Genomic DNA, 19783 nt, shown 5'->3' with positions numbered 1-19783 from the left:
CAACCATGATTGATGGTGCATTCTTCCAAGAAGAAGTGGAAGAACGCAAAATCATGGCTGTACCAATGGTATTCCAAGACGGCAACCACATCGGTCAAGGTCGTATGACCTTGGAAGAAATCATTGCCAAATTGGATATTAACTCTGCAGCGAAAGATGCTGAAAAGTTAAATGCCAAAGATGCCTTTGATGTTCTTGTGATTGGTGGTGGTCCTGCAGGTAATACGTCTGCAATCTATGCAGCACGTAAAGGCATTAAAACCGGTATCGTGGCTGAACGCATGGGCGGTCAGGTCATGGATACCATGGACATCGAGAACTTCACGTCGATTCAAAAGACCCAAGGTCCTAAGTTTGCTGCTGAAATGGAAGCACATGTACGTGAGTACGGTGTGGACATCATGAACTTGCAACGTGTATCTGACATCAAAGGTGCTGACCAAACAGCTAATGGCTTAGTTGAAGTGACTTTAGAGAATGGTGCAAAACTTGAATCTAAAACAGTGATTCTTTCAACAGGTGCACGTTGGAGAGAAATGAACGTTCCGGGTGAACAAGAATACCGTACACGTGGTGTTGCATACTGCCCACACTGTGACGGTCCATTGTTTAAAGGTAAACGTGTTGCAGTGATCGGTGGTGGTAACTCAGGTGTCGAAGCGGCGATTGACCTTGCAGGTATTGTGGAACATGTAACGCTAGTTGAGTTTGATACTAAGCTTCGTGCTGACCAAGTCCTTCAAGACAAGTTAAACAGTTTACCGAATACCACTGTGATCATGAATGCATTGTCTACAGAAGTGGTCGGTGATGGTTCACAAGTGACTGCATTGAACTACAAAGACCGTGCAACTGATGAAATCAAAACGATTGAATTGGCTGGTATCTTTGTACAAATCGGTTTGTTACCAAACACTGATTTCTTAAAAGAAACAGCAGTTGAACTTTCAAACCGTGGTGAGATCGTAATTAACGAACGTAACGAAACCAATGTGAAAGGTGTATTTGCCGCAGGTGACTGTACAACAGTACCTTACAAACAAATCATCATTGCAACAGGTGAAGGCGCGAAAGCATCATTGTCTGCTTTTGATTACATCATCCGTTCGGGTCAATAAAAGAAAGGCCAGTGTGTTTCGAGAAACACGCTGGCCGCGCTGAATGTTGTCATTAGAATATTATTTTTCTTAATATTCTCGTTTTATAGGAACTTTGGACGCTAACACCGGAGTTCCTTTTTTTGTCTGCAAAATTAGGATTCAAAAATGTCCCCACACATTTTGAATCCTATTCGTTGCCCAGCTATTTTTGTTTTACAACCTTATTTTTATACTTTCCCCAAGGTTGTTTCTCTATAAAATATAAAGCGGAGTAAGCAATTAATATACCAATCACATCACGAATTTAAGATTTAAATAAATTCAAGCCTTTAAACTTCTCCATTAACTGCTCATCTGTCTCCACATGTTCAGGATGAGGCACAATGCACTCAATCGGACAAACTGAAACACAAGTTTGGTGCTCATAGAAACCGACACATTCAGTACAACGTGCGACATCGATTTCATAAATCTTTGAGCCTTCATAAATGGCATTATTGGGACATTCAGGTAGACACATGTCACAATTGATGCATTTATCTGTAATCAACAAAGCCATAAAGTAAACTCAAGCCTGATAAGCTAAAGTTGAAGCCGAAATATCCACTGTCGAATTGGGTAAGTTACGAATCAGTAAGGCGTATCGCATATCCACATCGGCAGGTACAGGAATATCCACGATATGACCTGAACCTTTGGCATCGTCAATTAGATTACCTTTTTTATCTTTCATTTCAGTTAAAACGAAGGTGATGTTGCTTGAAGTGGTCATCAGTTCTAAAGAATCACCTACAACAAAACGGTTTTTCACTTCGATTTTAAGAGAGTCACCATTGCGTTCTAAGACTTCACCTACAAACTGTTGATGATCAAAACGTGAAGAGCCGGTTTCATAGTTTTGATATTCACTATGTACATGGCGGCGTAGAAAACCTTCGGTATAACCACGGTTCGCAAGACCTTCAAGCTGAGACATGAGAGCAGGGTCAAATGGTTTACCAGAAAGGGCATCATCGATGGCTTTACGATAAATTTGAGCGGTACGCGCACAGTAGAAATAAGACTTGGTACGGCCTTCAATTTTTAAAGAATGAATGCCCATTTTGGTTAAACGGTCAACATGCTGTACAGCACGCAAGTCTTTCGAGTTCATGAAATAAGTGCCATGTTCATCTTCTTCGGCAGCAAACATGTCTTCTTCATTGCGTTGTAATAAAACCGGCTCGCCGAATTGGTGTTGTTCTAGGGCGTGTTGCTCATCGGCATTTTTATTATTGCAGCATGATGATTCTTTAATTTGTGTGACTGGAATAACATCACCAGTTTCATCTTCAACTGCATCGTGAATTTTATAATCCCATCGGCATGCATTGGTACATGCACCTTGGTTTGCATCACGTTTATTCATATAGCCAGAAAGTAAGCAACGACCGGAGTAAGCCATACATAATGCACCATGTACGAAAACTTCAATTTCCATATCAGGTACATTGTGTTTAATTTCTTCAATTTCTTCGATTGATAATTCACGTGACAGAATGACACGTGTCAGTCCCATATTTTTCCAAAATTTAACCGTTGCCCAGTTCACCGCATTGGCTTGGACAGACAAATGAATGGACACTTCTGGAAAATGTTCACGCACCATCATGATCAGACCGGGGTCAGACATGATTAGCGCATCAGGATCCATGGCAACCACAGGCTCAAGGTCACGGATGAAATTTTTCAGTTTTGAGTTATGCGGTTGGATATTCACCACCACATAAAACTTTTTACCTAAGGCATGAGCTTCTTCAATGCCAATTTTTAAATTGTCATGGTCGAAAGCATTATTGCGCACACGTAAGCTATATCGCGGCTGACCTGCATACACGGCATCTGCGCCATAAGCAAAAGCGTAGCGCATATTTTTTAATGAGCCAGCAGGTGAGAGGAGTTCGGTTACGTGTTGAATCGTCATGTCAATAAAGGCATAAAAAATTTATGGCTTTATTGTAGTGATCTAAAAAAAGGATTCAACCAAGTATTTTAGTTGGGTTTTCAAGATATTTCGTTTTCCAAATGTTTTAAAATTTGGCAATCATTAATTTGACTGGTTTCATTACAACTAGCACGGAGCTTACTTAACTGTATTTTAAAATTTTCTAATTCTTTAATTTTTTCAGAAACTTGACGAATGTGATTATCAATTAATTCATTCACAGCATGACAGCTTTGCGTAGGGGATTGCTCAAGTTCAAGCAGGGTTTGAATCTCGGTGAGAGAAATATCGAGGTTTCGACAGCGCTTAATAAAAACCAAACGTTTGTACATTTCTTCATCATAATAGCGATAATTGTTGTCTGCGCGGAAGCTAGGTTTCAGCAGTTTTTTCTTTTCATAAAAGCGAATACTGTCAACGCTTACCCCAGCTTTGGTGGACAATTCTTTAATCAAATAATGTTTTTGTACGTTCATGCTTGACCTTGGAGTGAGTCCATAGTTTTGAATAAGAATAATACAAATCCATTGATTTTTAAATTGGAGCATATTTATGGCATGTACATGTAGTCATGAGCCAGCACCAAGCAAACCCAACAGTAAATTTCGTATTGCACTTTGGATTGCCCTAATCATTAACGCCATAATGTTTTTGGTAGAGCTGATTGGTGGGGCTTATGCACATTCTTCTGCGCTTTGGGCGGACTCGTTAGATTTCTTTGGTGATGCCGTAAATTATGGGGTTTCATTAGCCGTACTTGGCGCCAGTTTATATTGGCGTGCAACAGTTGCCTTGGTGAAAGGTTTTGTTATGGCAGCGTTTGGGATCGTGGTCATTGCCAAAGTGCTCTATGCCTATGCCAATGGGATCGCTCCTGAACCGATCACCATGGGGCTGATTGGTATTTTGGCTCTAGTTGCTAATGTCATTTGTGCATATGTTTTATATGCCTTCCGAGAAGGTGACTCCAATATGCAATCCGTTTGGCTATGTAGCCGTAATGATGCGATTGGTAATGTCGCAGTGATCTTGGCTGCAGTCGGGGTGTTTGGTACAGGCAGTCTATGGCCAGATTTGATCGTGGCCGCAATCATGGCGATCTTAGGTTTAACGGGTGGTTATCAGGTGATTCGAAAAGCACTGCAAGAGCGTAAGCAAAAAGATATTCTGAGTACCCCTTGCTCTTAAAATACTTACTCTTAAATCCACCGTTAATGGCATTCATTTTATCCATGTTTTTAACGCAGATGAATAGTCGTTAAATCGCTAGTTGAAATTAAAATAGCAGTCAGTTTTATACGAAATTTTCCTGACTGCTAATTCGATAAATCATCTGAAATCAGACTGTATTTAATAGGGTGCTGAGGTTTTATCTACAGACTCCAATTAAGTTATGCTTTACAATAGCGCGCGAAAATCATGTTTAAAAATTAGGTTTTCTACCTTGAAAGCTTTATGTTTAGGCCCCATTGGTGCATCAGGTAAATTAAATGTCGAAAAAGCAAGACATCATTAACGTTGCGCTCCAACTCTTCAATTCTTATAGCTATAACTCGATTGGTATAGATCGAATTATTGGGGAATCAGGCGTTGCTAAAATGACGTTTTATAAATATTTCCCCTCTAAAGCCAAATTAATTGAAGAATGTCTCGTGATTCGAAATCTTAATTTACAGGAATCACTTGAAGCTGCTATTGCAGAATGTGATCCAGAAGACCATCTTTCGCATATTAAAACCATTTTTGCTTGGTACGATGCTTGGTTTCATACTGCAGATTTCAATGGTTGTATGTTTCAAAAAGCAGTAGAAGAAATATCTAAAGTTTATCCTTCGTCATTACAACCTGCGATCGATTATAAAGACTGGCTCAAATCAAAACTAAGTACTGCTTTGCAAAATCTGGGCATTCAGCAAACTGAACAACTCGCTGCATTTCTGAGTAGCATTTTGGATGGCATGACCATCCAAGCCCAAATTGACCCCAACCAAGTGCATTTAGCAGAGTATTGGAAGCGAGTTGAAACCTTAATTCGTTTGGAATTGGCTGCTTAAAAATTTGTTTGTAGGCATCTAGGTTTTAAATCTAGCGACGACTTATTTGTATTGATTAACCATCAATTTTTTTCACATGACTTAAGATTCTAAGAAAATAAAAAGCGCGATTATTTGGGGTAATCGCGCTTTGCTGACAATTGTGCGTTCAAATCATTCACTTTGTTAGCTTAAGTCAATGATTTGATTTTCGAACGTTTTATACGTTTTCTCTCATTTATATTTTTACCCTCTGAATGCTAAATTCATTCGGTTTTTGCAGCAAAATAGACAGACTTGTCTGTTTTTTTGAATTATAGGGGATCTTAGGTGAATTACAAGACAGGAAAGAAAGGGTTGTGTGTTTTTTAATCTGACTTGAGTTTAAATTAATCTACTATTTTTAAAGATAATATTAAAAAATTAATCATTAAGCTCGGTGCTAATTAGACGATAAACTATTTTTACACTTGTGTGAATGACGTTGCTTGTTGGATGCAAGTGCATGGTCTAAGACCATTTGGTGAATATTTTATATGCAAGAAGTATTTAGTGAGTGGGTTCTCAGCTTTTTAGTTTTAAGTGAATTTTTGAATCGTGGATTTTACATAACGAAACATCTTCTATGGTTTTAAGCATTAAGTTTATTGATGAATTTGACTAAACTAGCAGCAAAATTATTTCCATGATTACAATTTAGAATTTTTATTATGTTAGGCAAAATATTTGCTGTATTAGAACAATTGGGTCTATCCGCCCAAAAACGTGCCATTCATGTGCAATTTTCCAACCCTGCGTTGAATGATGAGCTTTTTATTCAACGTATTGATGGGGAGCATGTCTTAAACCAAGGCGTGCAAGCGACTTTGATTTGCCTATCTACTAATGCACTTATTCCACTAAAACAATTTATTGGCGCACAAGTTGCCGTTGATCAAGTGACTGATCAGGGCGAACTCTTCCGTACTACGGGTATTATTACAGAGGCGGCTCAAGGGCAGAGTGACGGTTCACTCACCCTATATAAACTCACTTTAGAAGATGCAACTTCACTGTGGCATAAACGCCGCAACAGCCGTGTGTTTATGAACAAATCTGTTCGCGATGTTAGTGAAACAATCTTCAAAGAATGGCAAAGCAAAAGTCCGCTCTTTGCTGCCAGTCTAATGCTTGATTTAAGCGGTTTAAGCCAAAACTATGACGTTCGACCTTTCATCATGCAGTCGAATGAAAGCGATTATGACTTTTTAACGCGACTTTGGCGCAGTGAAGGCATTAACTGGCTCATCGATGAAGCACAGTTGAAAGTGCCGCATTCCTCAGCGCCAATTGAAAAACAAAAACTCCGCCTGATTGATGACAATAGCCAATATCAAGCACTCAGCCGTCGTAGTATCCGCTTTCATCGCTCTAGTGCCACAGAAAAACAAGACAGCATCACCAGCTTGATCGGTGAACGTAGCATTCAACCGACTGCGGTCCATGTGCAGCGCTGGCAAGCCGATGGACTGAGCCAAGAAGAAGGCGCAGGTTCAGTTCAAAGCAAACATCAGCATAGCCAAAGCCAAGACAATGCCAGCTTAAGTCTAGAGCAAGCATGGCATGTCAGCCCTGCATGGATGCAAGACTTAAAAGGCGAAGACCAAGCTACGGCTTCATCTAACAGCCAGATTGAAAAATTGAATCAAAACCTAACGCGCTATCACGAGCTACAATCGAAAAAATTCAATGCACAATCGACCGTGCGTGATACCCAAGTGGGTTATTGGTTTGAATTGAATGAACACCCAGAAATCGATCAACACAGTGGTGCAGACAAACAATTTTTAATCACAGAAAAAAAATTCTATAACCAAAATAACTTACCTAAAGACCTCTCTGAACAAGTCAATCAACTGATTGAACAAAGTCAGTGGAACATTAAACCCATCCATGAACAGGCCGAGCGTCAGGCCAATCAGCTCACATTACAACGCCGCAATATTGCGACGGTTCCTGAATATAACCCACTCGAACACCGTCCAAGCACCCATCCGCAACGGGCTAAAGTTGTCGGGCCAAGTGGTGAAGAAATACATGTCGATGAATGGGGACGAATCAAAGTTCGTTTCTTATTTACCCGTGGAGATGACCACAGCCATGATGGCGGTGCAGGCAGTAATGACAATGATACGGATTCTGCATGGGTAGATGTGCTTACCCCATGGGCAGGCGAAGGCTATGGTGCACGTTTCTTACCACGTATTAATGAAATCGTGGTCATCGATTTCTTTGACGGCAATATCGACCGACCATTTGTGGTGGGGCGCATACATGAAGCACAGCGCAGTCCGACCCAATTTGATAGTAAAGGTAAACTGCCAGACACCAAAAAACTGGCTGGGATTAAAAGTAAGGAAGTCCAAGGTGAGGGCTTTGGACAACTGTGCTTTGATGACACCACAGGACAAATTTCGACACAATTACAAAGTACCCATGGTGCTACCCAGCTCAACCTAGGGAACCTCAGTCATCCCAAAGAAACCTCAGAAAGTGAGGGACGAGGGGAAGGCTTTGAACTGAGAACCGACCAATGGGGTGCTATTCGAGCTGGTAAGGGATTATTGATTAGTTCTGCGAGTCAAGAAAACGCCAAAGATATACAATTAAATATAAAAGAGTTGTTAACGCAATTAAATGAATCTATAGAAAAACTCAAAAGTTTAGAAAAAAATGCTCGAGTAAGTAAGGCTTTCCAAGATGAAAACTATCAAATTAGTAATGATTTGATTGCTCAAGTAGAAAATAGTCTAGAAAAGTTTGAGCATCCTAATATTCTGCTTAGTACTCCTCAGGATTTTGTTTCTGTAAGTCAAAAAAACCAAACTCATGTTGCTAAAGAAAATATAAAAATTATATCGGGTCAACAGTTAGATATAAATTCAAATGGTGAGTTTACTGCTCATGCTGCGAAGGGATTAAGCTTTTATACTCAAGAAAAAGGTATAAATATTGTAGCGGCTCAAGGTGAAATTAAAGTTCATGCGCAAAATGATCAAATTGATCTAGCATCTCTCAAGGATTTTAAGATCATGAGTACTGAGAATTCCATTACGATTGCAGCCAAAAAAGAAATTATGCTGACTTGTGGTGGGGGATACATAAAAATAAAGACTGACGGTTCTATTGATATTAATAGTCCTGGGCTTGTTGAGGTTAGGTCTGCTCAAGCACAATTTGTCAAAGGTACACGTCATAATTTCCAGCTTCCTAATATTTCTACGAAAATATGTATTCCCTGTTTAATTGATGCCGCTCGAAAAGGTTTACCGTTTGTGTATAGGGAAATATAGGATGGACATATTACAGTTATCAAAGAAAATTAGTGGTGAAGAATCTAAATATAATTTCTTCCTGTTGATTGATGCAGCTAAAAATTATACTTATATGCGCCATTGGCTTACTTTAAACTATGATAGAAATATCAAATATATAGGTAATTTATTCGATGGAACTGTTGATGATTCTACACCATTAGAATTTTCCCCTTTATTGTTGAATTTAAATAAACTAAATAATCAAAAATTTATTAATGAACTTGTTATAGAAGAAAATTTAGGAATGTTTTCGATATTGAAAACAAATCTATCGAACCAAGAATTGATCAAACATTTTCAGCCATTCTTACAAGCAGAATTATCATCCGGCGAATTAGCATTGTTCAGATTTTATGATCCTTCAGTTATCAAATCATTAAATCGACTATTAGATAAAAAAAATTTAGATATTCTGTTAGAACCTATTGATGGTTGGTGGTATCAAGAAGTATCTGGTGATTTCAAGTTATTGGAGAGGATTTAGAATGGTTATCGAATTTACTAAAGAACAGCTTGAGGAATTTTCTGCAGATCGTGAAGAAAGTCTAGCCTTGTGGAACTGGAATCGGCTAAAAAACACTTATAGCGAACTGGCGATAAAGTATTTTAATAATAATGAAGATAGTGGACTAAAATTCCTGATTACTGCCCAAACAAAAATTCGAAAATATCTGGTAGGAATGGAAAATCATGCTGACTATGACAAATGGAGAGCGGCTTACGGAGAATTATGTTTTATTTTGAATAAAAATAATTTAGATGATGATCCATGGAATCGCAGTTTATTAATAAATAGATTATTTCCACCATTTCTTGCAATTGATATCTTAGCTGGAGTTTTACAAAGCTCTTTAAATTCTTCAGATAGTCAAAAATTCTATGAAGCATTGGAGAAAAAATCGTGGCAATAGCGGCTGATGCAGCAGATATTTTTGGTGGTTGGGGGACAACTGCTGAAAAAGCTGCTGAAAGAGCAGGAACTGCAGCTAAGGTAGGAGCAAGAGCAAATCCTATAGGCGTAATATTAACTGGAATATTCACTCCATCCCCATTAGGAGATGGAACAATTACAGGCATGCTCAATCAAAGAATTGATCTGGCTGAAGAGGATATCGATAATAGTCGTTCGGGTATAACTCAAGAGCAAAAAGATCAAGCATTGGCAGCAAGTAAAGCGAAATCTAAGGAACTTGAGAGATCTTGTAATAGTTCTAATAAGGAGTGTAAGAACGAACAGCATAGTGGTCGTATACAGGCGCAGAATGCAAATAGAATGATTGTGACTGCAACTGAAGCAGGTAGCGTTTGGACAAATCACCCTTTTCCACCGCCTCTAGTACTATGTAAGCAATATGCACTTTCCATGCGTATTGCCATGCTAAAATTAGAAGGTCATAGCAAACCAGATACTAAAATAAAAAGTCCAGTTGATTATCACAAAGGTGCAACTCAAGCCTATAAAGCAATGATCGCTTGGATGGAAGCGAAGACACCATATGGAGTTTCTGTAGGTAAACATTCTTTTAGTTTTGCAGGTCGTCATTTTACTGGTGTTATTCCACCAGATTTTGATGCTAGAAGAATGGATATAGATATTTTGAAGGGCGAAATATTAAAAGGTTAAATAATGACGAATATAGAAAAGATAGTTAATTTTTTTAAGGATCACCCAAAATTTCCATTTTTACAGTGGGATAGAGAATATGACGATTATTGTAGTATGTATCTTTGTTTAAAGAATATTTTAGAAGCATACATACCAAAAGAGCAGATTACAGCTTGGTCTGCTGCAAATGAATACTCTGATTTCAGAAGAAATCCAGATGGAGAGGTATATTATCCTTTGACAATTATTAATGATGCCATCGAAATAGTAATTCACTTAGGAATTTTAAAAGAAAATAAAGATGGTTTAGTCGATGTGAATTCATCAATTCAAATTAGTAGAGATGACAGATGGGGGGATCGTTGGGAAAATAATGCACCTGAAGATGAATGGTATAATGAAGTGGCGATTATGCTTGATCTGAACAATGCTGAGTCATTAAGAAAGACAGATTTTATCTTAAAGACAATTGTTCAAAAAAAACAAACTTATCATGATTTATTAAAGTTGAAAGATGGAACTCTATAAAAAATTAAATTAATTTTTAGTTTTGAAATATATCTTTAAATTATCGATAAGTTTCTTTTTAATAATTAGGCTATCTAGATTCAAGAGTTTGATGTGTGCTGAAATAACAGGACACTTCCACTTGGGAGATTCTAGGCAGCCAACTCGTAAAAGTCCTCTGCCATTTGATTTGGTGTCTTAAAACTCAGTCCTTTCTGGATTCTCTTCTGATTATAAAATAGCTCTATGTATTTTGTAATATCTGCTTTGGCTTCTCCCCTTGTTTTGTAGTTGCGATGGTGAACCAACTCGTTTTTGAGTATTCCTCAAAAGCTCTCAATCGGGGCATTATCGTAACAGTCTCCTTTTTTGCTCATTGAACCTTGAAATCCATATTTTTCAAGCATGTTTCGATATTCATGACTGCAATATTGGCTTCCTCTGTCTGAGTGCACAATTAGCCCATGTGATGGTTTGTGATTGCGAATTGCCATACTCAGCGCATTGCAAACTAGTTGCGCTGTCATTCGCTCACTTAAGCTTATAACCAACGACCTGTCTAGTATAAAGGTCTTTTAAAGCAGCTAAGTACAACCAACCTTCAGCTGTCCATATGTACGTAATATCACTTGACCATGCAAGATTAGGTTTGGTCATTAAAAACTCTTGTTTGAGTAAATTGTCATAGATCGCTCGATTATGATCACTGTTCGTCGTTCTTTTAAAACGCCTATGGCGCTTACAATACAGCTGATTTAGCCTTTTTATACAACGGACTGCATACTCGCTAATTGGGATGCCTTGTGACTGTAAATACCTCGTTAAGCGAATATGACCATAACTTTCTTTAGTTTCTTGATGAGCTATTTTGACTAAGATCGTCTGCTGATTTCTTTGAACAACTCTTTTGCTCATGCCTCGTTTTAACCAGTCATAAAAACTTGAAATTGAAACTTTGAGCAGTCTAGCCATCATCGTTGTTGGATAGGTGTTTTTGTTCTCTTTCATGTAATCGTACCTTACTGATGGTCCTTGGCAAAGTACGCTGCTGCTTTTTTTAGAAATTCTCTTTCCATTTCCGTAGTTTTGAGTTGCTGTTTGAGTTTCTTATTTTCTTCGAGTAGCGCAACGAGATCAGGCGAATATTGTTGTGTGCCTACTAATGTTCCAGCTTTTGCTTTGTTGTACCAATTTGAAAGGGTCTGCATTGAAATACCAAGCTGTCGAGCCGTTTCAGAGACATTTCCTTTATTTGATTCAATAGCTTTAATTGCTTCAGCTTTGAATTCCACTGTATAAATCTTTTGTTTTTTGCTCATGGTAAACTCCTAATGAGTATGTGTAGTTTACCAAGTTAAAGTCTCCGTTTTTATCAGCACTCATCAAAAGAACATTCTACTCATAAAGCTACAAGGGTTTGGACTGATAAAGACATTAGTATCGTTGTTAATAATAAATAATTGGAAATTTATTTATGATGGAATTTAAGTTTAATCGTAGACAACAATTTTTAGATGAAAGTTACTATCAATCTACAAGGAGTGAGCTTGTCAGCGCCATAGAAAGTTTTTTAAGTGAATCAAATGATGATGATGATATCGAAGCAGGATGGATAGACTCTTATTCGATAGCGTCTAGATATCAGTTTGATTTGCTTATTTTGGACTATACTGCTGGTAAACCGATTGAGTATTTACGCTTAGAATTTGATAAAGTAATTGAATTATTCAAGGAACTCTCTATAAAACAAAGAGCCTATTATAAAAATAATAATTTTAGTATTTTTGACATCGAAATTTTAGATGACTATTGTGTATATATATGGATTATCAGCCTTTGTTATTTATTAAAAAGAACTGATTTACTACCGTTGGTAGCTAACCTTGTTGATGGAGAGGATCAAGAAAATGGAGGGAAAGATTGGATTGTAGAGGAATTTTTGGCTTTTAATGACGATAACCGTTTTGATTGTTCAGATGTCCTTTTTTCAAATCCTTATTTTGAGTTATCCAATGCATTTGTGACCCAAGATAATAAAGTTTCAGTCAAGCATTTAAACAAATTCTTGAAAAAATGGTATAAAGATTTATCTGGAGCTCCATGGCATGATAGCCATAAATCAGAGGGTAGATATTATGGATATTGGGATTTTGAAGCAGCTTGCGCTGTTATTCTATTAGAAATAGAAAATGATAAAGAATTTCATGAATACCTCTATTATCCAAAAGACTTAATAGAGTTCTATCGTACGTTTAAACCTAGTAGTGCTGAAATTGACCTCCTAACTAAATATCAAAAAGTATCAATTCAAGCAGGTGAAAAATGTCCTCAATCGGGATATTGGTTCACTGTAGCTAAGGAAAACACTCGTAAATACTTTAAACAAGGGGAAATTTTCCCTGATTTTGAAAGTGATTGGGGGGATGTATATTGGCAGTTTGACGGTGAAGAATAAGTGAAAATATGCCCTTCGGGGCAGTTTTTGGGCATAAAATGGATTTAGTTAATATAAAAAGACAACAATTTCTTACACCTCAAATGTATGAAACATTAAAGGCGGAAACTCTGAACACTATTGAAACTTTTAAAGTAAATCTTACAGGTGTTGGTGATTCACTAGAAGAAAGATGGGTATACTCTTATGCTATCGTAGCAGAGAACTATTTAAATCTACTTTTATTGGAATATACAGCTGGCAATAGTTTACCTTTTATTAGAAGCCAACTTGAAATAGTTATTGACTATTATGAGCAATATGGAAGTAAATTAAGAAGTTATCATAAAAATATAAACTTACCAGTTTTTGAATTATTTACTATTGATGGCTATTGTCCATGTATTTGGTTAATCAGTTTGTGTTATTTACTCCACCGAAAGGATTTACTACCTAGAGTTGCGAAATTAATTGACGGAGAAATGAGAGAAAATGTTGCTCAAGATTGGCTAATTGAAGAGTATTTATCTTTTTCAGATGAAAATAGATATGATTGTTCAACAGTATTAGTACCAAAACCTTACTTATTATTATGTGAAGCCTTTTCAAATCAAGATAATGAAATTTCTTTAGCTTTTGTCCGTAAGTTTTTAAAGAATTGGTACAAAGATTTATCAGGTGCGCCTTGGCATGATACTCATAAATCAGAAGGTGGCTATTATGGATACTGGGCTTTTGAAGCAGCGTGCGCTGTTATTCTGTTAGAGATAGAGAATGATACTGTCTTACATGAATACTTATATTACCCTAAAGATTTGGTTGAATTTTATCACAAATTCAAGCTCAAAACTTCAGTAATAAATTTTCTTGAAAATCATAATAAATTTTCAATTAAAGCTGGGGAAAAATGTCCTCAACAGGGTTATTGGTTTACAGTTGCTAAAGTGAACTCACGTCAATACTTTAACTTGGGAGATGTTTTTCCTGATTTTGAAAGTGATTGGGGCGATGTGTATTGGCAGTTTGATGGTGAAGAGTAATTTATGCCTTCGGGGCTTGATAATCTTGGATCTCTAAAAAATAGAAGTATAAATTAACGAATATTTTATGAGTACAGTACAACTTTATTTAAATGAACAAGAAATAGCTGAATTGGCTCGAGATATTCCTCAGGATACTTCCATAATTTATGGAGAGGAAAAGAAAGAGTTTGGTATTTGCCCCTATATCACTTTGTACATGCATCAAGAAAATGCTGAAGATCTACTAAATAAAGTTTTAGATATTTATATTGAATTTGAAAAAACCATAATAGATAAACCTTTTCAATTAAGGTTTAGGAGTGACACTGAGGTTTGGAAAAAGGCTGATAAATGGATTAGAAGCCGAGATGAGCTTTTAGTTGAAATGCATAAAATCTTTAAAAAATATTTTGTATATTTTATAGGTGCAACATCAGCCGAGGCGGATACACAGAGTGCACGTTGGGCTTTAGAAAGTAATATTCGAGACTCAAATGAGCGCTATTCTAGTATTAAATTAACTTTTGGCGATCAATGGTATAAAACCAATAAGATGGTTTGGCACACTTTTGTTGAAAAAATTTTAAGACAACTCAATCCAATACAAGCTTATAGCGGTTATGAAATAGGTAATACTGGACAGTTTGCTTATATTTCACCTGAGTTCGAAACTGTTGAACGCACATTTTCAGATTATTTTTATGGACTCGATATTGATCATCCTGGTATGGAGTTTTCTCATGAAAATATGTTTATTGCAGAAGATCGGGATGGTTTAGGTGGCGGTATTCGTACCCCAACATGGTGCTTTTTACTTTCTCCCTACTGGCTAGAGAAACTAGGCTTGAGTGAAGAACAAATTCGTGAAAAACTGGATGATCCACGAATTGAAATTACTAAAATTATAGACCTAGAAGATTCAACAAAATACAGCTTATGGATACGTTTGGGAGAGCTTTCACTTTATCCAGTTGAAGCAGGTGTTCCTGATTTATTGGTGATGGCAAATGAACTAATTAAACCGATACGTTGTGATAACTTAAAACTGACCACTTTGGATGCGTGGTCAGATGATCCAAATCCACGTTTTGATGCCGTAAGTTCAAAGCAATGGATTGCACGATTTGATGAAGACAGCACTTGGCCTGAATTAAAACGAGTGAAAGTTGAAGTTCAAGAACCAGAAAGAATAGATATTGTTATTGCCGGTAGCCCATGTCCTCACGCAGGATATTGGTATACTTTTGCTAAAGAAAACTCACGTCAATATTTTAAACAAGGTGATATATTCCCTGATTTTGAAAGTGATTGGGGGGATGTGTACTGGCAGTTTGATGGTGAAGAATGATTTATGCCCTTCGGGGCATTATTTTTTGGAATAAATATGGAATTTAATAAGAAGATTAGGCAAGTTTTCTTAACAGAAAATATTTATGATCGTTTGTATGGGTATTTTTTTGAAATTTCTAAAAAAATTGAAAATAAAAAACAAGAATATAGTGGTATTTTGGAAGATCAAAGTCGTCTTTCACTATTCTTGGCAAGCGAAACATATCAATTTTTTTCATTAGAATATACAGCAGGTCATGATATTTCTAAAATGAGGTATTTTCTAGAAATAATAATTGAGAGATATGAAGCATATACTTTTGCTTTAAGAGAGTATGAAAATGATAATGATTGGGCACCATTTTACTTTACAGCTATAGATGAGTACGAAAGATGTATGCAGTTGATAGGACTGTGTTATCTATTACATAGAAGAGACTTATTACCACGTATTGCAGCGATGCAGGACAAAATTTACCATGAGCAAACAGAACAATTAGATACGCTGTATGAGGACTTTTTATCATTTGAGTTGATGGATAGATATGATGTAGATCAATGGTTTTTTGATAATCCATATCGCCCATTAATTTTTAGTAAATATAGAGATACTAAAAAAGAGAGTATTCAAGATATACGGAAATATTTGAAATTATGGTATCCCGCATTTGAAAGTGCTCCATGGCATGATATTCATAAATTGGATGAAAGTTTTTATTTTGGCTATTGGGCTATAGAAGCTGCTGCTTACGTTTATCTGTTAGATTTAGATGATAGCGAAATAACACATATGATTTATCCAAAAGATTTGGTTAAATTTGCCCGAGAATTTGTACCTTCTGAGAAGGATATAAGTAATCCTAGTACAAAAACTCTAAGATGCGAAGCAGGCCAAATTTGCCCTAAAACAGGTGAATGGTATAGTCCTGCGAATAACATGGAAAAACGTCATTTTAGACAGGGTGATGTTATGCCTGAGATTAAAGATAACCCTTGGGGATTAACGATTTGGTATCTGACTGAATAAGTAGATGCCATTCGGGCATTTTGGAATGGGTGGGGATATGTACTGGCAGTTTGATGGTGAAGAATAAATAAAACATGCCCTTCGTGGCATTAATTTTAGGATTAATATGAGTTTCTATAAATATAAAAGACAGATTTTTTTAACTGAAGACTATTATAAAAGTGCCTATGATTTTTATATAGAAGACGTTGATTTTTGGAAAGAAAGTGATGCATTTGAGGATGATGAGTATAATTGCGGCGAAAAAAGAAGATGGAATTTAATAACACATGATTATTCTTTTCTACTTTACCTTGTATACACAGCAGGAAAATCTATAGGGGAAGTTATCCCCTTATTTGAAAAAGTTATAGAAGGCTTTGAAAAACAATCTGAAGCCTTAGCTATCTTCCATAAGTCAAAAAAACCTTCTGTCATTCCAACTCAAAATGAAACGTTAAATATACTTGGTCTGGCTTTTTTATTTAATCGAAATGATTTGTTTGATCGTATACATTCATTAGTCAATGGTGAGGGTGAAAGTCATACGTGTGAAGATGAGGTTATTAATAAATTTTTTAAACTTAATGATCCTTCACATCCAACATTTAACGAAGGAAATTTATTTGCATTAGGTTATTCAAAATTATGTGATGTGATTGATAATGTGCTAGTTAAAAATAATAAAGAAACTGCTGTTAAATATTTAGATGAATACTTAGCTGATTGGTATCAAATGAATAAAAATGCACTTTGGTTTAATAGTCATCTAGAGCCTGCAGAAGAACTAAAATATTGTGGTTATTGGTCTTTTGAAGCAGCAGCTCTTGTTTATTTACTAGATTTGGATGACACTCCTCTACACAAGCATTTATTCTATCCTAAAGATATAGTTGCATGGGCTCGTAAAAATAATACTCAATCTGAAGTAACCCAAGAGAATCTAACTGTAATAAAAGTCAAAGCTGGCGAAAAATCCCCAAAAACGGGCTATTGGACAACCCCAGTACAAGTGGATTCACGCGTTCATGTGTTAAGAGGTGAAATCTTACCAACACTTTCTGAAACAGATTGGGGTGAAGTGTACTGGTATTTTAATGGTGAGGAATAAATAAAACATGCCCTTCGGGGCATTAATTTTAGGATTAATATGAATTTCGATAAATATAAAAGACAGATTTTTTTAACTGAAGATTATTATTTAAAGACTAAAGAATACAATGAAGAAGGAATACCCTTATATTTAGAAAGTGATGCATTTGAAGATGATCAATATAATTGTGGAGAAGCTTCAAGATGGCAATCTATTACATGGATCTATCATTCTTTATTATATCTTCATTATACTGCAGGAAAGCCAATAGAAGAAATATCTCCATTATTTGAAAAAGTAATAGAAGGTTATGAAAAACAAGCAGAAGCATTAGGAGTTTTTAAAGCAAGTAAAAAGCCAGTTGTTATTGGTGGTGAAGGTGGTTTTATTGCATTAAGTACAATTAGCTTAGCAGTATTGCTAAATAAAAATAATTTATTATCTACAATTAAACAATTAATCAATGGCGAGGATGGAGGAACTTTTAGTGAAGATGAAGTGATTAATAAGTTTTTAAAACTAACGGATTCTAATCATCCAGATACTGAAAGAGATGGGATATATAGTTATAATTTTTCAATATTATGCGATGTGATTGATAATGTAATAATTAAAAATAACAAAAATCATGCGATTGAACTGTTGGATGAATATTTGGCTGATTGGTATCAAATGCATAAAAATACACTTTGGTACAATAGTCATTTAAATTTAGATAATTATTCATATGTTGGTTACTGGGCTTTTGAAGCAGCAGCTCTTGTTTATTTACTAGATTTGGATGAAAGTTCTTTACATAAACATTTGTTTTATCCTAAAGATATAGTTGCATGGGCTCGTAAAAATAATACTCAATCTGAAGTAACCTAAGAGAATCTAACTGTAATAAAAGTCAAAGCTGGCGAAAAATCCCTAAAAACGGGCTATTGGACAACCCCTGCACAAGAGGATTCACGTGTTCATGTGTTAAGAGGTGAAATGTTACCAACATTTTCTGAAACAGATTGGGGTGAAGTGTACTGGTATTTTAATGGTGAGGAATAAATAAAACATGCCCTTCGGGGCATTATTTTTGGGAATCAGAATGGTTTTTGATAAAAAGAAAAGACAGTTTTATTTAACTGAGGATAATTTAATCACGTTTGCTGATCATTATAGAGAATATATTGATTATTGGTTTAATAATGTAGGGGGAAGTGGCGATAACCTTGAAGAAAAAAAGAAGTTAGCAATGAGCACTCATGCTGAGTACTCATATAATTTATTTTCGCTATTATTGACGTCAGGATATAAGATTTTAGATTTAAGATTAATTTTTGAAGATGTAATAATTGCTTATGAAAAATATACAATCGCATTTAGAGCTGCAGAAAAAATAATGATTGGGCGCCATTTTATTTTACCGCTATAGATGAGTACGAAAGATGTATGCAGTTGATAGGACTGTGTTATCTATTACACAGAAGAGACCTATTACCACGTATTGCAGCGATGCAAGACAAAATTTACCATGAGCAAACAGAACAATTAGATACGCTGTATGAGGACTTTTTATCATTTGAGTTGATGGATAGATATGATGTAGATCAATGGTTTTTTGATAATCCATATCGCCCATTAATTTTTAGTAATTATAGAGATACTAAAGAAGAGAGTATTCAGGATATACAGGAATATTTGAAATTATGGTATCCCGCATTTGAAAGTGCTCCATGGTATGACTTACATAAAATGGAAAATGGAGGTTATTTTGGCTATTGGGCTATAGAAGCTGCTGCTTACGTTTATTTGCTAGATTTAGATGATAGCGAAATAACACATATGATTTATCCAAAAGATTTGGTTAAATTTGCCCGAGAATTTGTACCTTGCGAGAAGGATATAAGTAATCCTAGTACAAAAACACTAAGATGCGAAGCAGGACAAATTTGCCCTAAAACAAGTGAATGGTATAGTCCTGCGAATAACATGGAAAAACGTCATTTTAATCAAGGAGAAGGTATGCCTGAGATTAAAGATAATCCTTGGGGTCTAACGATTTGGTATCTGACTGAATAAGTAGATGCCATTCGGGGGGGCATTTTGAAATGGATGCGAATGTATATTGGCAGTTTGCTGGTGATAAATAGGATAAATTTTCCTTTTGGTTATTCGTTTCTAATGGATAATATTTTTAATTTTCTTTGATTATTAGATTTCTTTCATAAGTCATTTTTCACTCAGCTCCAAGTTATAAATTCCAGCAATTAGATTGAATCTTAATGCTAGTCTTTTGCCTCGATTGCGATATCGCTCAGCAAGAATTTTGAAGGT

General features: G+C 36.0%; 19 protein-coding genes and 2 pseudogenes. 16 read left to right on the top strand and 5 right to left on the bottom strand.

From position 1 onward, the window contains the following. On the top strand, window positions 1-1118 hold a 1118-nt coding region (ahpF, locus tag FTU64_RS15445; RefSeq protein WP_180060246.1), incomplete at its 5' end, for an alkyl hydroperoxide reductase subunit F. 286 nt (window positions 1119-1404) lie between these two features. Here ahpF and FTU64_RS15440 read toward each other — a convergent pair. From FTU64_RS15440 to FTU64_RS15430, 3 genes are all read right to left on the bottom strand, one after another. Continuing rightward, window positions 1405-1659, bottom strand: a complete 255-nt coding sequence (locus FTU64_RS15440) for a YfhL family 4Fe-4S dicluster ferredoxin (protein ID WP_180056093.1) — start codon at window positions 1657-1659, stop codon at window positions 1405-1407. A 9-nt stretch (window positions 1660-1668) separates the two neighbouring features. Next, the gene (yegQ, locus tag FTU64_RS15435) at window positions 1669-3063 is read right to left on the bottom strand and encodes a tRNA 5-hydroxyuridine modification protein YegQ (protein WP_180060244.1); all 1395 of its coding nucleotides are present in this window, start codon (window positions 3061-3063) and stop codon (window positions 1669-1671) included. A gap of 80 nt (window positions 3064-3143) precedes the next feature. After that, a complete protein-coding gene (locus tag FTU64_RS15430) occupies window positions 3144-3560 on the bottom strand; it encodes a Cd(II)/Pb(II)-responsive transcriptional regulator (RefSeq protein ID WP_180004216.1) in 417 nt (138 codons plus the stop codon). Between the two features lie 76 nt (window positions 3561-3636). Between FTU64_RS15430 and FTU64_RS15425 the strand changes: the two genes are divergently transcribed. The 7 genes from FTU64_RS15425 to FTU64_RS15395 all read left to right on the top strand — a co-directional run bounded on the left by FTU64_RS15425 (window position 3637) and on the right by FTU64_RS15395 (window position 10607). Next, on the top strand, window positions 3637-4272 hold the full coding sequence (locus tag FTU64_RS15425; protein WP_180004217.1) for a cation transporter: 636 nt from the start codon (window positions 3637-3639) through the stop codon (window positions 4270-4272). 302 nt (window positions 4273-4574) lie between these two features. Beyond that, window positions 4575-5138, top strand: a complete 564-nt coding sequence (locus tag FTU64_RS15420) for a TetR/AcrR family transcriptional regulator (protein ID WP_180056092.1) — start codon at window positions 4575-4577, stop codon at window positions 5136-5138. Between the two features lie 689 nt (window positions 5139-5827). Then, window positions 5828-8449 (top strand): type VI secretion system Vgr family protein, encoded by a 2622-nt coding sequence (locus FTU64_RS15415; protein WP_180056091.1) that lies wholly within the window; start codon window positions 5828-5830, stop codon window positions 8447-8449. A gap of 1 nt (window position 8450) precedes the next feature. Further along, the gene (locus FTU64_RS15410; RefSeq protein ID WP_180056090.1) at window positions 8451-8957 is read left to right on the top strand and encodes a DUF4123 domain-containing protein; all 507 of its coding nucleotides are present in this window, start codon (window positions 8451-8453) and stop codon (window positions 8955-8957) included. A gap of 1 nt (window position 8958) precedes the next feature. Continuing rightward, entirely contained in the window at window positions 8959-9384 is a 426-nt protein-coding gene (locus FTU64_RS15405) for a hypothetical protein (RefSeq protein ID WP_111885352.1), read from the top strand. After that, on the top strand, window positions 9375-10097 hold the full coding sequence (locus FTU64_RS15400) for a hypothetical protein (RefSeq protein ID WP_180056089.1): 723 nt from the start codon (window positions 9375-9377) through the stop codon (window positions 10095-10097). Before FTU64_RS15405 ends, FTU64_RS15400 begins: the two co-directional genes overlap by 10 nt. A gap of 3 nt (window positions 10098-10100) precedes the next feature. Next, window positions 10101-10607, top strand: a complete 507-nt coding sequence (locus FTU64_RS15395) for a hypothetical protein (protein ID WP_111885350.1) — start codon at window positions 10101-10103, stop codon at window positions 10605-10607. 131 nt (window positions 10608-10738) lie between these two features. On the opposite strand, the pseudogene FTU64_RS15390 reads toward FTU64_RS15395, so the two are convergent. After that, a pseudogene (locus FTU64_RS15390) lies at window positions 10739-11905 on the bottom strand (IS3 family transposase). 155 nt (window positions 11906-12060) lie between these two features. Here FTU64_RS15390 and FTU64_RS15385 point away from each other — a divergent pair. The 8 genes from FTU64_RS15385 to FTU64_RS15350 all read left to right on the top strand — a co-directional run bounded on the left by FTU64_RS15385 (window position 12061) and on the right by FTU64_RS15350 (window position 19528). Continuing rightward, the gene (locus FTU64_RS15385; protein WP_180056088.1) at window positions 12061-13041 is read left to right on the top strand and encodes a PoNe immunity protein domain-containing protein; all 981 of its coding nucleotides are present in this window, start codon (window positions 12061-12063) and stop codon (window positions 13039-13041) included. 38 nt (window positions 13042-13079) lie between these two features. Further along, window positions 13080-14060: a PoNe immunity protein domain-containing protein gene (locus FTU64_RS15380; RefSeq protein ID WP_180060242.1), complete on the top strand. Its 981-nt coding sequence runs from the start codon at window positions 13080-13082 to the stop codon at window positions 14058-14060. Between the two features lie 67 nt (window positions 14061-14127). Further along, on the top strand, window positions 14128-15390 hold the full coding sequence (locus tag FTU64_RS15375) for a type VI immunity family protein (protein ID WP_180056087.1): 1263 nt from the start codon (window positions 14128-14130) through the stop codon (window positions 15388-15390). Between the two features lie 36 nt (window positions 15391-15426). After that, window positions 15427-16398: a PoNe immunity protein domain-containing protein gene (locus tag FTU64_RS15370; RefSeq protein ID WP_180056086.1), complete on the top strand. Its 972-nt coding sequence runs from the start codon at window positions 15427-15429 to the stop codon at window positions 16396-16398. Between the two features lie 106 nt (window positions 16399-16504). Next, complete coding sequence (locus tag FTU64_RS15365; RefSeq protein ID WP_180056085.1) at window positions 16505-17488, top strand: PoNe immunity protein domain-containing protein; 984 nt, start codon at window positions 16505-16507, stop codon at window positions 17486-17488. 39 nt (window positions 17489-17527) lie between these two features. Beyond that, window positions 17528-18340 (top strand): PoNi-like cognate immunity protein, encoded by an 813-nt coding sequence (locus FTU64_RS15360; protein WP_257222275.1) that lies wholly within the window; start codon window positions 17528-17530, stop codon window positions 18338-18340. Window positions 18341-18521: 181 nt separating this feature from the next. After that, window positions 18522-18881 (top strand): hypothetical protein, encoded by a 360-nt coding sequence (locus FTU64_RS15355; RefSeq protein ID WP_180056084.1) that lies wholly within the window; start codon window positions 18522-18524, stop codon window positions 18879-18881. An 80-nt stretch (window positions 18882-18961) separates the two neighbouring features. After that, a complete protein-coding gene (locus FTU64_RS15350) occupies window positions 18962-19528 on the top strand; it encodes a PoNe immunity protein domain-containing protein (protein ID WP_180060240.1) in 567 nt (188 codons plus the stop codon). Between the two features lie 150 nt (window positions 19529-19678). Here the strand turns inward: FTU64_RS15350 and FTU64_RS15345 are convergent. Then, a pseudogene (locus FTU64_RS15345) lies at window positions 19679-19783 on the bottom strand (IS5/IS1182 family transposase); the annotation flags it as partial.

The sequence above is a fragment of the Acinetobacter sp. YH12128 genome, assembly GCF_013418655.1.
Taxonomy (GTDB): Bacteria; Pseudomonadota; Gammaproteobacteria; order Pseudomonadales; family Moraxellaceae; genus Acinetobacter; species Acinetobacter amyesii.
The sequence above is the reverse complement of the archived record's forward strand: the minus strand, read 5'-3'. Positions and strand labels throughout refer to the sequence as shown.